This window comes from Microbacterium sp. CH1, from assembly GCF_001595495.1.
In the GTDB taxonomy this organism is placed as follows: domain Bacteria; phylum Actinomycetota; class Actinomycetes; order Actinomycetales; family Microbacteriaceae; genus Microbacterium.
Map to the genome: position 1 here is coordinate 431,751 of NZ_LOSO01000015.1, position 14,603 is coordinate 446,353.

The following is a 14,603-nucleotide window of genomic DNA, read 5'->3' on the forward strand; positions in this document are numbered from 1 at the left end:
GGAGGCCGCCGGGCGCCGGGTAGGCTGGACGGGTGACCATGGAGATCGAGCTCGGCCGAGGAAAGCGCGCGCGTCGCGCGTACACGTTCGACGACATCGCGGTGGTGCCCTCGCGGCGCACGCGCAACCCGGAGGACGTGTCCACCGCGTGGACGATCGACGCCTTCGGCTTCGAGATCCCGGTGCTCGGTGCGCCGATGGACTCGGTCGTCAGCCCGCGCACCGCGATCATGCTCGGGCAGCTCGGCGGTCTGGGGGTGCTCGACCTGGAGGGGCTCTGGACCCGCTACGAGGACCCGGAGCCGCTGCTCTCCGAGATCGCGGGCCTCGCGGAGGACCGGGCGACCGTGCGCATGCAGGAGCTCTACTCCGAGCCCATCAAGCCCGAGCTCATCACCCGCCGCCTTGCCGAGATCCGGGAGGCGGGCGTCACCGTCGCCGGCTCCCTCACCCCGCAGCGCACGCAGGAGTTCTACGACACCGTCGCCGCGGCCGGGGTCGACCTGTTCGTCATCCGCGGCACGACCGTCTCCGCGGAGCACGTGTCGAGCGTGGCAGAGCCGCTGAACCTCAAGAAGTTCATCTACGACCTCGACGTGCCGGTGATCGTGGGCGGAGCGGCCACCTACACCGCGGCGCTCCACCTCATGCGCACCGGCGCGGCCGGCGTGCTCGTGGGCTTCGGCGGCGGTGCGGCGTCCACCACCCGTGCCACCCTCGGCATCCACGCCCCCATGGCGACCGCGGTGTCGGACGTGGCGGCCGCGCGTCGGGACTACCTCGACGAGTCCGGCGGGCGCTACGTGCACGTGATCGCCGACGGCGGCGTCGGCACCTCGGGCGACATCGTGAAGGCGCTCGCCATGGGCGCCGACGCGGTCATGCTCGGTGTCGCCCTGGCCCGTGCCACGGACGCCCCCGGCCAGGGGTTCCACTGGGGTCCCGAGGCACACCACCCCAAGCTCCCGCGCGGACGACGCGTCGAGGTGGGCGGCATCGGCACGCTGGAGGAGATCCTCTACGGTCCCGCTCCGGTCGCCGACGGCACCGCGAACCTCATCGGCGCGCTGCGCAAGTCGATGGCCACCACCGGATACTCCGATCTCAAGGAGTTCCAGCGGGTGGAGGTCGTGCTGGCTCCGTACGAGGCCTGAGGTCTCCGCATCACCGTGACCGCACCTGCTCCCTTCCCGCCGACCCTCCGTGAGGTCATGCTGCGGGGACGCTGGATCGCGATGCTGCTGCTGTGCCTGGTCGTCGCCGGCGTGTTCGCCTGGCTCGGACAGTGGCAGCTGGAGCGGGCGATCGAGACCGATCCTCCGGCGCCGGGGGCGACGGAGCAGGTCCGACCGCTCGACGAGGTCGCGGAGCCGGGGGAGTACCTGCCCGAGCCCCTCGTCGGACAGCGCGTGGAGACCGAGGGCGTCTGGATCCCCGGAGACTTCCTCGTCGTGGGCAGCCGCTTCAACGACGGCGCCGAGGGGTACTGGGTCACCGGTCAGCTCCGCGTCGACGAGCGCGTCTCGCTGGCGGTGGCGATCGGCTGGGCGCCGGATCGCGAGGCCGCCGATGCCGCGGTGGAGCGCCTCGAAGCCGAGGCGGAAGGCGGCGTGGTCCCCGTCGCCGGTCGCATCATCTCGGATGAGGGGCCGGCGGTGCCTCCGCGCTCGGATCCGGAGCAGATGGACCGGATGTCGCCGGCCGCTCTCCTGAGCCGCTGGCACGACACCGAGCAGCTCGACGTCTACCGTCCCTACCTGGCCTCCACGACCGCGACCGCGGGACTCGTCGACATCGCCTCCCCGGCGCCCGACGAGCAGTCGCCGGTCAACTGGCTCAACGTGTTCTACGCCGCCGAGTGGGTCATCTTCGCCGGCTTCGCGTTCTACCTCTGGTACCGCCTGGCGAAGGATGCCTGGGAGCGCGAGGTGGAGGAGTTCGACGAGGCGCAGGGCTCCGCGACTCCCTGACACCCGCTGCGCATCCGCGCGTCTGATGCTGCGCTTCTGCGCGTCGGCTCGGCCCGGTGTGAACCTTCGTCAGGGGGTGTCGCGGCCATTCGGTGAGCGCTCGGTGACCAATGGGAAAACTCCGTTGAGGATGTCCGAACCGCTCCGTATGCTCGCTCCATGTGCGCACGCTGGGAGTTCCCGATGTGTGCGATGACAGCGTCCTGAGCAGCGCCGGAACACGATCGAGGAGACAGCACCGATGATGTCCGCTCCTGAGCACGGGGAGACCCTGACCCCCGTCTCGCACCGCAGAATCCGAGGGCGCGTGGGCGCTCTCGCCGCGACGTGCGTCGCCGCCCTGAGCCTCGGCTCGCTGGTGGCCGCGCCCGCGTCGGCGAACACCGACGGCACCGGGGTGGTGATCAACGAGGCGTATCTGTCCGGCGGCAGCGCCGGGGCGGCGTTCACGAACAAGTTCGTGGAGCTGTACAACCCCACGGCGGCGCCCGTCACCCTGGACGGCCTGTCCCTGCAGTACCGCTCCGCGACCGGGACCGGCGCCTTCAACGGCGTCGCACCGCTGAAGGGGACGATCCCCGCGGGCGGCTACTTCCTCGTGCAGGGGAACAGCAATGGCACGAACGGCGCCGCCCTTCCGACCCCCGACGCCACCACGACGCTGAGCCCGAGCGGCACCAACGGCACGCTGGCACTCGTCGAGGGCACCGCGGCGGTCACCCTGACCCCCGGGTCGGCGGTCGGCGTCGACGGCGTGATCGACCTCCTCGGCTACGGCACCTCGAACACCTTCGAGACGGCAGCCGCCACCGCTCCCACGAGCAACACCGACGTCCGGTCGCTGAACCGCACGGACGGCGCGGACGCGGACGACAACAAGACGGACTTCGCGCTGTCGGCGACCATCACCCCGCAGAACTCCGGCGGCACCGATCCCGGCACCGACCCGGGCGAGGAGCCGGGGACGGAGCCCACGACCGCCACGATCGCCGAGGTCCAGGGCACCGGCGACGTCTCGCCGCTGGCCGGACAGCGCGTCCGCGTCGAGGGCGTCGTCACCGCCGATCACCGGACGGGCGGCTACAAGGGCATCGTGATCCAGACGCAGGGTTCGGGCGGCGAGACCGACGCGACTCCCGGCGCCTCGGATGGCGTGTTCGTCTTCCTGAACGCGCTGGCGCCCACGCTCGAGATCGGCGACCTCGTCTCGGTGACCGGCACCGTGAGCGAGTACTACGGCCAGACCCAGATCGCTCCCGCTGCGGTGGCCGACGTCTCCGTCGTCACCGCCGGTGTGGGCGTGCCTGCGCTCACGCCGCTCCCGGACACCGTGCGCGGTGCCGACCGCGAGCAGTACGAGAACATGTACGTCGCCCCGACCGGCACCTATCGGCTCGCGTCGAGCCACCAGCTGTACAACTACGGGGCGCTGTGGCTGAACGCCGGCGACGACCTCAACGTCAAGAGCACCGAGACCACGCGTCCCGGGGCCGACGCGGCTGCCATCGCGGCCGAGAACCGCGCCAACCGCATCCTGCTCGACGACGCCTGGTCCATCCAGGTGACCAACAACGGCCACCCGGGCCAGCAGCCGTACTTCACGGAGGACACGGTGGTCCGCAACGGCGACACCGTCGACTTCGGGTCCAACGGCTACGTGCTCCAGTGGGGCTTCGACGACTGGCGCCTGCAGCCGGTCGTCCCGATCGACGACGCCTCCCCGGCGGAGCGCAAGGTCACCTTCGAGCCGACGAACCCGCGCCCCGCGAAGGCCCCCGAGGTGGGCGGCGACGCGCAGGTGGCGTCGTTCAACGTCTACAACTACTTCACGACGCTGAAGAGCGAGAACGCGGATGCCCGCGGTGCGGCGAACGCCGCCCAGTTCGCGATCCAGAAGTCCAAGATCGTCTCGGCCATCAACGGCCTCGACGCGGAGATCGTGGCGCTGATGGAGATCGAGAACTCGGTCAAGCTCGGCAAGCCCGTCGACACCGCCCTGAAGGACCTCGTCGCGGGCCTCAACGCCGACGCGGGCGCGGACGTGTGGGACTACGTCCGCACGCCGAAGGCGCTGCAGGACCCGGCGACGACGGACTACATCACCAACGCGATCATCTTCAAGAAGGACGCCGTGAGCACGGTGGGCGACAGCGCCACCGTCACCGACGAGTCGGTGTGGGGCAACGCCCGCGAGCCGATCGCGCAGGCGTTCGACATCGACGGCCGCGTCGTCACCGTCGTCGCCAACCACCTGAAGTCGAAGTCCCCGCCTCAGGGTGCCGGCGCGGAGCCGGCCGACGGCCAGGGGTTCTTCAACGCCGACCGCGTGAAGCAGGCGCAGGCCGTCCTCGCCTTCACGGATGAGCTGGCCGAGAGCAGCGGCAGCAGCGACATGCTGCTGATCGGCGACTTCAACGCCTACGGGCAGGAAGACCCGATCGACGTGTTCACCTCGCAGGGGTGGAGCGACGTGGCCGCCGACAAGGCCGCAGGGCAGTACACGTACACGTTCGACGGGGAGCTCGGCTCGCTCGACCACGTGATCGCCTCGCCGTCGCTCGTCTCCTCGATCACGGGCGCCGGTGTGTGGGGCATCAACTCGCCGGAGTGGAGCGACCGCGGCTACGCGTTCGGCGCCACCGAGGAGGGCACCCCGTACCGGTCCAGCGACCACGACCCGATCCTCGTCGGCGTCTCCTCGGAGATCCCACCGGTGAACATCGACGTCGTGACGGTGAACGACTTCCACGGCCGTATCGAGGCCGACGGGGCCGCGGCCGGCGCCGCCGTGCTCGCGGGGGCGGTGCAGCAGTTCCGCGCGGCGAACCCGAACACGATCTTCGCCGGAGCCGGCGACCTCATCGGTGCGTCGACGTTCACCTCCTTCATCAACGACGACAACCCGACCATCGACGCGCTCAACGCCGCCGGCCTGGACGTGAGCGCCGCGGGCAACCACGAGTTCGATCAGGGCTGGGAAGACCTGCGCGACCGGGTGCAGGAGCGCGCGGACTGGGAGTACATCTCCTCGAACGTGTTCCTCACCGAGACCGGTGAGCCCGCGCTCGCCCCGGCGTGGGTCAAGGAACTCGACGGCGTGCGCGTCGGCTTCGTCGGCGCCGTCACGGAGGATCTCGACTCGCTCGTCTCGCCCGAGGGCATCGCGGATCTCGAGGTGCGTAGCATCGCCGACTCGGTGAACGCCGTGGCCGACGACCTGCGTGACGGGGATCCGGCCAACGGCGAAGCGGACGTCGTGATCCTGCTCGTGCACGAGGGTGCGGAGAGCACCGCGCTGTCCGCGATCACCGAGGACTCGCCGCTGGGCGAGATCGTCTACGGAGTCGACGACGACGTGGACGCGATCGTCTCGGCGCACACGCACCTGGCCTACAACCACGTCATCGACGGCCGACCGGTCGTCTCGGCGGGGCAGTACGGCGAGAACCTCGGCCTCATGAACATCCAGGTCGACCCGAAGACGAAGGAGCTGCTCTCGATCACCAACGAGATCAAGCCCCTCACGTCCGCGGGCAAGCCGCTGTACCCGGCGGTGCCGGAGGTGCAGGCCATCGTCGACAAGGCGAAGGCGGAGGCCGACGTGCTGGGAGCGGTGAAGGTGGGCGACATCACCGCCGACTTCAACCGCGCGCGGCAGACCAACGGCTCCGAGAACCGCGGCGGCGAGTCCACGATCGGCAACTTCGTCGCCGACGTGCAGAAGTGGTCCACGGGTGCGGACATCGCTCTCATGAACCCGGGTGGCATCCGTGCCAACCTGACCTACGCGTCGAGCAACCCCGAGGACCCCGACGGCAACGTCACCTATCGGGAGGCGGCGACCGTCCAGCCGTTCGCCAACACGCTCGTCACGCTGACCCTCACCGGCACGCAGCTGAAGGGTGTGCTGGAGGAGCAGTGGCAGCCCGCCGGATCGGCCCGACCGTTCCTCAAGCTCGGCGTCTCCGAGGGTCTGGTCTACACGTACGACCCGACGGCGGCCGCGGGTTCGCGGATCACCTCGATCACGCTGAACGGCACCGCGATCGACCCGAACGGGGAGTACACGGTGGCGGCGAACTCCTTCCTCGCGGCGGGTGGCGACAACTTCGCCACCTTCAAGGAGGGGGCGGGCAAGCGGGACACCGGCAAGATCGACCTCCAGTCGATGGTCGACTGGTTCGACGCGAACAAGACGGCCTCGCCGGACCTCGCCCAGCGTGCGGTCGGTGTGACCGTCAGTCCGGCGGACGCCGACGGCTACCGCGCCGGCGACCAGGTGACGGTCTCGCTCTCCTCGCTGGCGTTCAGCGGTGGCGAGGCGGCGCCGGGAGCGGTCACGCTGTCGCTCGGCGACACGCAGCTCGCGGCCGGCACGGTCGACCCCACCATCGTGGACACCACCGACGAGGGCGGCCGCGCCACCCTCACCTTCACGGTGCCGTCCGGGGTGTTCGGTGACCAGCAACTCACGGTCGACGTCCCGGCGACGGGCACGACGGTGCAGGTGCCGTTCACGATCGCCGGCGAGGAGGAGTTCGCGGGGACCATCGCGCTCGGCTCCTCGAAGGTGGCCGCGGGCAAGAAGCTCGACGTCACCGGCGAGGGCTACCAGCCCGGCGAGACCGTCACGGTGGAGCTCCGGCCGAAGAAGGGCCAGGGCGTCCAGGTGGGCACGGTGCAGGTCCGGGAGGACGGCACCTTCAGCACCTCGGTGACGGTGCCGAAGAACGCCCAGCCCGGCAAGTACACCGTCGCGGTGGCGCAGGCCGACGGGGACGAGGCCACGGCCTCCGTCACCGTCAACCGCGCCGGCGGCATCGGCGGGATCATCAAGGACATCGTCGACTGGCTGTGGGACCTCCTGACCGGATGGTTCTGATGCCGATCGGCGATTGACGAGGCGGAGGCCGTCGGGGCGACCCGGCGGCCTCCGTCGTTTCCGCGGGGTCGGGGCCTCGCCCGCCGCCGACTAGACTGGGGGCATGCCCGAACCGAAAGTCGCCAGCTTTCCGGCGATCCGCGGTGCGCTGAAGTTCTACCAGATCGCGTCGATCATCACGGGAGTCATGCTGCTCCTGCTGCTCGCCGAGATGGTGCTGAAGTACACGCCGATCCACCTCGAGCTCTTCGCCGGAGGATCGGGCGGCCCGCTCTGGTTCGCCGGCGTCATCGCGGGGCCGGACTGCCAGTGGTGGTCGCTGTTCGCGCCGTGGACGAACTCGTGCGAGATGACCTCCCTCGGGGACGGCTTCAACATCTCGCTGTTCATCCTCGTCGCCCACGGCTGGTTCTACGTGGTCTACCTCTTCGCGTGCTTCCGCATGTGGAGCCTGATGCGCTGGCCGTTCCGCCGGTTCATCCTCCTCGCGCTCGGCGGCGTCATCCCGCTGCTGTCGTTCTTCATGGAGGCGATCGTCGCCCGTGAAGTCAAGACCTATCTCGCCACCCGGGAGGCCGCCGAGGCCTCCGCGATCGCCCCGGAAGGTGTCCGTTGACCGAACAGTCCGAGACCCAGCAGCGCCCCGCGCTCGTCGTCGACTTCGGCGCCCAGTACGCGCAGCTCATCGCCCGCCGCGTCCGCGAGGCCGGCGTCTACAGCGAGATCGTGCCGCACACCGCCACGGCCGAGGAGATCGCCGCCAAGAACCCCGTCGCGATCATCCTCTCCGGCGGACCTTCGTCGGTGTACGAGGAGGGCGCGCCGAAGCTCGACCCGTCGGTCTTCGATCTGGGCGTCCCCACCCTCGGAATCTGCTACGGCTTCCAGTACATGGCCCAGACCCTCGGCGGCGAGGTCGCGCACACCGGCCTCCGCGAGTACGGCGCCACGGATGCCGTCATCTCCGGTGACGGCGGCACGCTGCTCAGCGGGCAGCCGACCGAGCAGAACGTGTGGATGAGCCATGGCGACCAGGTCGCGAAGGCACCGGAGGGCTTCGAGGTGCTCGCGACGACGGAGGCCACGAAGGTCGCCGCCTTCGCGAACGAGGAGCGCGGCTTCTACGGCGTGCAGTGGCACCCGGAGGTCAAGCACTCCGACCACGGTCAGCGCGTGCTCGAGAACTTCCTCCACAAGGGTGCGGGCCTCGCGTCCGACTGGAACCCCGACAACGTGATCGCCGAGCAGATCGAGCGCATCCGCGAGCAGGTCGGCGACGCCCGGGTCATCTCCGCGCTGTCCGGCGGCGTGGACTCCGCCGTCTCGACCGCTCTCGTGCACAAGGCCATCGGCGACCAGCTCACGGCCGTCTTCGTCGACCACGGTCTCCTCCGCAAGGGCGAGCGCGAGCAGGTCGAGAAGGACTACGTCGAGTCCACCGGTGTGCGGCTCATCACGGTCGACGCCGCGGAGACCTTCCTCGGTCACCTCCAGGGCGTGACCGACCCCGAGGAGAAGCGCAAGATCATCGGCCGCGAGTTCATCCGCGCGTTCGAGAAGGTGCAGCTCGACCTCGTGGAGGAGGCGAAGGCCGACGGCGGCGCCCCGGTGAAGTTCCTCGTGCAGGGCACGCTCTACCCGGACGTGGTGGAGTCGGGCGGCGGTGCGGGCACCGCCAACATCAAGTCGCACCACAACGTGGGCGGTCTTCCGGACGACCTCGACTTCGAGCTCATCGAGCCGCTGCGGGCCCTGTTCAAGGACGAGGTCCGCGCGATCGGCCGCGAGCTCGGCATCCCCGAGGCGATCGTCGGGCGTCAGCCGTTTCCGGGGCCCGGTCTCGGCATCCGGATCATCGGTGAGGTCACCGCTGACCGTCTCGAGATTCTGCGTGAGGCCGACGCCATCGCCCGCGAGGAGCTGACCAAGGCCGGCCTCGACCAGGAGATCTGGCAGTGCCCGGTCGTGCTCCTCGCCGACGTGCGCTCGGTGGGCGTGCAGGGCGACGGCCGCACCTACGGCCACCCGATCGTGCTGCGTCCGGTCTCCAGCGAGGACGCGATGACCGCCGACTGGACCCGTCTGCCGTACGACGTGCTCTCGAAGATCTCGAACCGGATCACCAACGGCGTCCGCGACGTCAACAGGGTCGTTCTGGACGTCACGTCGAAGCCGCCGGGGACGATCGAGTGGGAGTAGGGGGCGCGATGCCCCCGGTCTCGGCACCGGTCCTCCCGGACGCCGAGTACCTGGTGCTGTCCAGCCGTCTGATCCCGGGGCTGGACGGCGGGTACACGATCGCGACACTCGCGCGAGCCCGGCTGCTCGCCGGAGCGGGCGCCGGCGAGGGCCGGGGTCCGCAGCTGCTGACCTTCGATCCGGGGACGATCGCCGATCACGCCGAGCATCGCCGCGTGTTCGCCGACCGCGGCGCGCTTGCGGACCCGGATCGTCTGCGGAACCTCTTCGACGAGGCCGTCGCCCCGGAGGGCGGAGCCGCCGCCTGGCTGCGGGACGCGGCCGATGACGCGGTGACGGCCGACCCCGACGTGGAGTACCGGGTGCTCGCGGACCCGGAGGGTCGTCCCTTCGTGGCCCTCCCGGTGATCCCCGGCGACCCGGACTGGCACCTCACGGACGAGCCCGTCCTCGTCCACGACGAGAGCGGTGCGGTCGTCGGGGCGCTGCACGGCTTCCGCGGGCTCTACGGCGCTTGGCTCGACCACGTCACGGCGGCGCTGGACGACCGGCCGATCGTCGTGATCTGCGAATCCCGTCAGCTCGGCGAACTGGTCGCCGACTGGGACGACCCGCGCGTGCGCATCCTGCACCCCATCCACACCATGCACGTTGAGGCTCCCTACACGCCGGACGCACCCATGAACACGCTCTGGACGCGGTGGTTCCGCCTGGCCGACCGCTTCGACGCGGTGATCTGGCCGACGGCCACGCAGCGCGACGACGTGGTGGCGCGATTCGGATCCTCCGCGAACCACGTCGTGGTGCCGAACCCCATCGAGCCCGTGGAACGTCGGGAGAGTCTGCGCGAGGACGGCCTCGTCGTCGTGCTGGGCCGACTCGCGGCGGGCAAGCGCGTCGACCACGCGATCCGCGCCTTCCTGGCGGCGGGCGTGCCGGGCACCCGGATGGAGGTCTGGGGCACGGGTGCGGAGGAGCAGCGACTGGCGGCGCTGATCGCCGAGCTCGACGGCGCCGACCGCGTGCGGCTCTGCGGGTACACCGACGATCCGGCGACCGTGCTCGATCGTGCGTCCGTCCTGGTGACCTCGACCGCGTTCGAGGGACAGCCGCTCGGCGTGGTCGAGGCGCTGCTGCACGGCACCCCTGTGGTGTCGTACGACGTGCGGTACGGCATCCGCGATGTGCTCGGCGCCGGCGGAGGTGTGCTCGTGCCCGCCGGTGACGTCACGGCGCTGGGGGAGGCCCTGCGGGACCTCCTGACCGATCCGGACCGGCTCGCGGCGCTCCGCACGGAGGCGCCGCTCGTCGCGGCGGCCTGGAGCCCGGCGCGCTCCGTGGAGGCGCTGACCGCGACGATCGCCGCGGCCGTCCGGGCTCCCTCGCGGCGCTGACCGTCCGCGGCCCGGCCGACCGCCGGGGAGTCGCGGACGACGCCCCAGCGGTCGACGGTCCTATCGCGTGCGCCGCCGGAAGGCGGTCACTCCGACCGTGACGGCGCCGGCGGTCAGCAGCAGTCCGCCCAGGAGCAGCGCCATCATCGGGACATCGCCGCCGGTCGTGGCCAGGTCGCCGCGGTCGCCGCGCGACGCGCCGCCGACGGGAGAGGCGGCGGCGTCTTCGCCGGCTCCGGAGTCCGGGCCCTCCGGCGTGGCGGGGTCGGTGGGATCCGTCGGAGTTCCCGGATCGGTGGGATCCACCGGCTCGTGCACCGCGACAGCAACCGGCGCGCTCTCGACGGCGGCCGCGTCCAGCGCGGTCACCACCCAGGTCTCCGTCGCGGCGCGCGCGGCGGCCGGGGCCTCGTCGGCGGGGAGGGGGAAGCGGAACGATGCCGCACCGCCTGCCCAGACCGTGTCGACCAGCGCGCCCGGGGTGGTGACGATCTGCGCCGGATCGCCGGTACCGCGATAGATCGCATACTGGCGGGCCTCCCGCGCGTCGCCGGCCTGCCAGCGGAGCTCGCCGTCGACGACCTCGGGGGCCACCGGGGCGGCCACCTGTCCGTCCGAGAGCCAGGGCTTGGCCGGAACGAGCGTGGGGTGGGCGAAGGCCTCGCCCTCGAGGAGCTCGATCGCGGTGTTCTTCGCCTGGTGCTTGGGCTGCTGATCCGCGGGTAGAGCGGCCAGGTCGCTCGGCTTCATGTCGTTGTAGCTGAACAGGACGCTGCCCTCGATGCCGTCGAGCTTCTGGTTGTACCGGATCTGGTTCGGCACCTCCTCCGGGTTCATCCAGGCCTGCTCCCAGCCCCCGTTGTTGACGTGCTTGTAGAGCGCATGCCCCACGTAGACCTGGGTGCGGCTGCCGGCGGCCACGTCGCTCCACCACTGCGCCAGCTCCCCGTAGGGGGCGGCTGCCTGATCGAAGCTCCAGTAGATCTGCGGCACGATGTAGTCGATCAGCTCGTCCTGCACCCACCCGCGGGTATCGGCGAAGACCGCCTGGCTGTACGTCTGCGACGAGCTCGTGGGCGTGTGGGACCCGGCCGGGTCGAGCGCCTCGTGCTCCCAGATCCCGAACGGGCTGATGCCGAGCTGCACGGCGGTGCCGCGCGCCGCGTTGCCGGCGTCGATCGCGTCGCCGACGAGGGTGATCAGACCCGTGATGTTGTCGCGCCGCCACGCCTCGATGCCGGCGACGGTGTCGGGATAGCCCGCTGTGAGGCCGAACTCCTCGAACGTCGCACGGTCCTCGCCCTGCGCGCCGAAGAACACGTTCTGGCCGTCGACGGTGATCCGGTACGGGTAGAAGTAGTCGTCGAAGTGGATGGCGTCGACGTCGTAGTTCTCCGTGATCTCGGCGACGGTGGCCGCGACGTACGCGGGGACCTCGGGCTGGCCGGGGTCGAGGAACAGCTTCTCCTCGAACGAGAGGACCCAGTCGGGGTGCTGCACGGCGAAGTTGTCGTCGGCGAGGATGCCGGCGTCGTTCAGTGCCGCGATGTACTGCGGGATGGAGAGTGCCTTCACCTGGTCCGCGGTGAGGCCGAGGGCGGTGAGGATCCCCGGCGAGGTCATCTTCGCGTTGGTCACGCGATAGGGGTTCAGCCACGCGTGGAACTCCATGCCGCGGGCGTGGGTGGCCTCGACCATGCGCTGCAGCGGGTCATAGCCGGGATCGGCGCCCTGGGTGCCGGTGAGGAACTCGGACCACGGGTTGAGTGCAGACGGGTAGTAGGCGTCCAGCAGCGGACGCACCTGGAAGATCACGGCGTTCATGTTCCAGGAGGCGAAGTCGTCGAGCACCGTCGCGTAGCGGGCGTCGAAGTCCGCCGCGTCGGCGGGTTTGCCGAAGTTCAGGTTGCCGATCGTCCCGACCCAGGCGCTGGAGAAGCGGCGGTTCTCCGGCGTCAGCGTCGTGGGGATGGCGACCTGCTCGCCGGATCCCGGATAGGTGTACACGGGCTCCGTGCCGTAGCCGGAGGTGCCGGAGGCGTCCTTCACGTACCGGGTCAGCGGCTCCTCGTCGGGTGCCGCACCGGCGGTCGTGGGGAGCGCCAGCAGGAGCAGGGCGGCCGCGGCGGTGGCGGCGATGCGTCTCTTCATCGAGTCCTCGTTCGATCTGGAAAAGAATTTCCACTGAAAGGGGTTGAAATGAAACTCTATGCCGATGGGGCTCTCGGCAGAAGCCCGGGAGGAATTTCCGCCCCGATGTCGATCTCCGCCGTTCCCGTTCGACGTCTGTGATGAGAGGGTCGAGGAACGGCCCTTCGGAACAAGGAGAACATCATGAAGTTCATGCTCATCATGCGCGCGACCGACGACGCGGTGGCGGCCTATCAGGAGATGCCCTTCGAGCAGGTCATCGAGGCCATGGGCCGCTACAACGAGTCGATGATGAAGGCGGGCGTCCTCGTCGCCGGAGAGGGCCTGACCGACGCGGCGGAGGGCTTCGTCGTCGACTTCAGCGCCGAGAAGCCGCTCCTCACGGACGGCCCCTACGGGGAGACGAAGGAGCTCTTCAACGGCTTCTGGATCATCGAGGTCTCCTCGCGGGAGGAGGCCGCGGAATGGGCGAGCCGGGCGCCGCTCGGACCGGGATCGTTCCTCGAGGTGCGCCGGGTGACCGGGCCGGAGGACTTCCCCGCCGACAACGAGTGGATCGAGAAGGAGGCGGGCTGGCGGGAGGAGCAGGCCCGCCGCGCCGAGCAGGCGTGACGCCGCTCCGCTGATGGACCGCTCACCCGACCCCGTGACGAGCTCGGCCGCCTCCGCGCAGGAGGCGGCCGAGCGGGCCGTCGCGGCGGTGTGGCGCATCGAGTCCGCGCGCATCGTCGGCGCACTGACGCGGATGGTCGGCGACTTCGGCCTGGCCGAGGATCTCGCGCAGGAGGCCCTGGTCACCGCGCTGCGGCAATGGCCCGCCGAGGGCGTGCCGCAGAACCCCGCCGCGTGGCTGACGGCCGTGGCGAAGCGGAAGGCGGTGGACGGATGGCGCCGCCGCGAGCGGCTGGACGACCGCCTGGCGCTGATCGCGCACGACCTGGAACAGGAGCAGGCGCAGGGGCCCGAGCTGCTGTGGGACCCGGATGCCGTGGACGACGATGTGCTGCGCCTTCTCTTCATCGCGTGCCACCCGGTGCTCTCCCGGGAGGCCCAGGTCGCGCTGACGCTGCGGGTCGTGGGCGGTCTGACGAGTGAGGAGATCGCCCGCGCCTTCCTCGTCCCCACGGCGACCGTGCAGCAGCGGATCGTGCGCGCGAAGAAGACGCTGGCGGCCGCGCACGCGCCGTTCGAGGTGCCACCGCGGGAGGAGCATGCGGCGCGGCTCGGCGCTGTCCTCGGGGTGCTCTATCTCATCTTCAACGAAGCGCACGCGGCCAGCAGCGGTCCGGAGTGGATGCGGCCGGAGCTGAGCGACGAGGCCATCCGGCTCGCCAGGGTGCTCGCCGCGCTGCAGCCCCGGGAACCGGAGGTGCACGGTCTGCTCGCGCTCCTGGAGCTCACGGCCGCACGCTTCCCGGCGCGGACCGACCGGAACGGAAACCCGGTGCTGCTCGCGGATCAAGACCGTCGGCGGTGGGACCGCAGCCGCATCGCGCGGGGGAGAGCAGCCCTGGCGCGGGTGGACGGGCTCGGCCGCGGACGCGGCCCCTACAGTCTGCAGGCCGCCATCGCCGAATGCCATGCCGTCGCGCCGTCCGTGGACGAGACCGACTGGGACCGCATCGTCGTCCTCTACGAGGCGCTGGGCCGGCTCACCCCGTCCCCGGTGGTGGAGCTCAATCGCGCGGCCGCCGTGGCCATGGCCACCGGGCCCGCCTCCGCGCTGCGGCTGCTCGACGACCTGGCCGGGTCCGGCGCGCTGCGCGGCTACCATCTGCTCCCGGCTACGCGGGGCGAGCTGCTGCGCCGACTCGGGCGGGAGAGCGAGGCGCGCGGCGAGTTCGCGACCGCCGCGGCACTGGCGGGCAACGACCGCGAGCGCGAGCTACTGGAGCGCAAAGCACGAGGGCCCGAGCGCTGACCGTCCGCGGCACGAAAAGACCCGCCCCTCACGGATGCTCTCGCAGCCGTGAGGGACGGGCGTGGGTGACGCGGAGCGCGTCGAGT

At 70.8% G+C, this 14,603-nt stretch carries 9 protein-coding genes; 8 read left to right on the top strand and 1 reads right to left on the bottom strand.

Annotated features, from left to right (window positions below; all coding sequences use genetic code 11):
- Nucleotides 1-38: 38 nt before the first annotated feature.
- The 6 genes from AUV07_RS10450 to AUV07_RS10475 all read left to right on the top strand — a co-directional run bounded on the left by AUV07_RS10450 (nucleotide 39) and on the right by AUV07_RS10475 (nucleotide 10,445).
- On the top strand, nucleotides 39-1,154 hold the full coding sequence (locus tag AUV07_RS10450) for a GuaB3 family IMP dehydrogenase-related protein (RefSeq protein WP_062635871.1): 1,116 nt from the start codon (nucleotides 39-41) through the stop codon (nucleotides 1,152-1,154).
- A 57-nt stretch (nucleotides 1,155-1,211) separates the two neighbouring features.
- On the top strand, nucleotides 1,212-1,970 hold the full coding sequence (locus AUV07_RS10455; protein ID WP_082802923.1) for an SURF1 family protein: 759 nt from the start codon (nucleotides 1,212-1,214) through the stop codon (nucleotides 1,968-1,970).
- Nucleotides 1,971-2,277: 307 nt separating this feature from the next.
- Nucleotides 2,278-6,852: an ExeM/NucH family extracellular endonuclease gene (locus tag AUV07_RS10460; protein ID WP_231868241.1), complete on the top strand. Its 4,575-nt coding sequence runs from the start codon at nucleotides 2,278-2,280 to the stop codon at nucleotides 6,850-6,852.
- Between the two features lie 103 nt (nucleotides 6,853-6,955).
- Nucleotides 6,956-7,468 carry a DUF3817 domain-containing protein gene (locus tag AUV07_RS10465; protein WP_062635876.1) on the top strand — a complete coding sequence of 171 codons (513 nt, stop codon included), beginning with the start codon at nucleotides 6,956-6,958 and terminating at the stop codon, nucleotides 7,466-7,468.
- Nucleotides 7,465-9,051, top strand: coding sequence for a glutamine-hydrolyzing GMP synthase (gene guaA / locus AUV07_RS10470; protein ID WP_062635878.1), 1,587 nt, complete (start codon nucleotides 7,465-7,467; stop codon nucleotides 9,049-9,051). Before AUV07_RS10465 ends, guaA begins: the two co-directional genes overlap by 4 nt.
- Before the next feature lie 8 nt (nucleotides 9,052-9,059).
- Nucleotides 9,060-10,445: a glycosyltransferase gene (locus AUV07_RS10475; RefSeq protein ID WP_062635880.1), complete on the top strand. Its 1,386-nt coding sequence runs from the start codon at nucleotides 9,060-9,062 to the stop codon at nucleotides 10,443-10,445.
- A gap of 60 nt (nucleotides 10,446-10,505) precedes the next feature.
- Here AUV07_RS10475 and AUV07_RS10480 read toward each other — a convergent pair whose 3' ends face one another.
- Nucleotides 10,506-12,596, bottom strand: coding sequence for a glycoside hydrolase family 10 protein (locus AUV07_RS10480; protein ID WP_062635882.1), 2,091 nt, complete (start codon nucleotides 12,594-12,596; stop codon nucleotides 10,506-10,508).
- A gap of 183 nt (nucleotides 12,597-12,779) precedes the next feature.
- Between AUV07_RS10480 and AUV07_RS10485 the strand changes: the two genes are divergently transcribed.
- Both AUV07_RS10485 and AUV07_RS10490 read left to right on the top strand, forming a co-directional pair.
- The gene (locus AUV07_RS10485) at nucleotides 12,780-13,208 is read left to right on the top strand and encodes a YciI family protein (RefSeq protein ID WP_062635884.1); all 429 of its coding nucleotides are present in this window, start codon (nucleotides 12,780-12,782) and stop codon (nucleotides 13,206-13,208) included.
- A 13-nt stretch (nucleotides 13,209-13,221) separates the two neighbouring features.
- Nucleotides 13,222-14,517 carry an RNA polymerase sigma factor gene (locus AUV07_RS10490; protein WP_062635886.1) on the top strand — a complete coding sequence of 432 codons (1,296 nt, stop codon included), beginning with the start codon at nucleotides 13,222-13,224 and terminating at the stop codon, nucleotides 14,515-14,517.
- Nucleotides 14,518-14,603 lie beyond the last annotated feature (86 nt).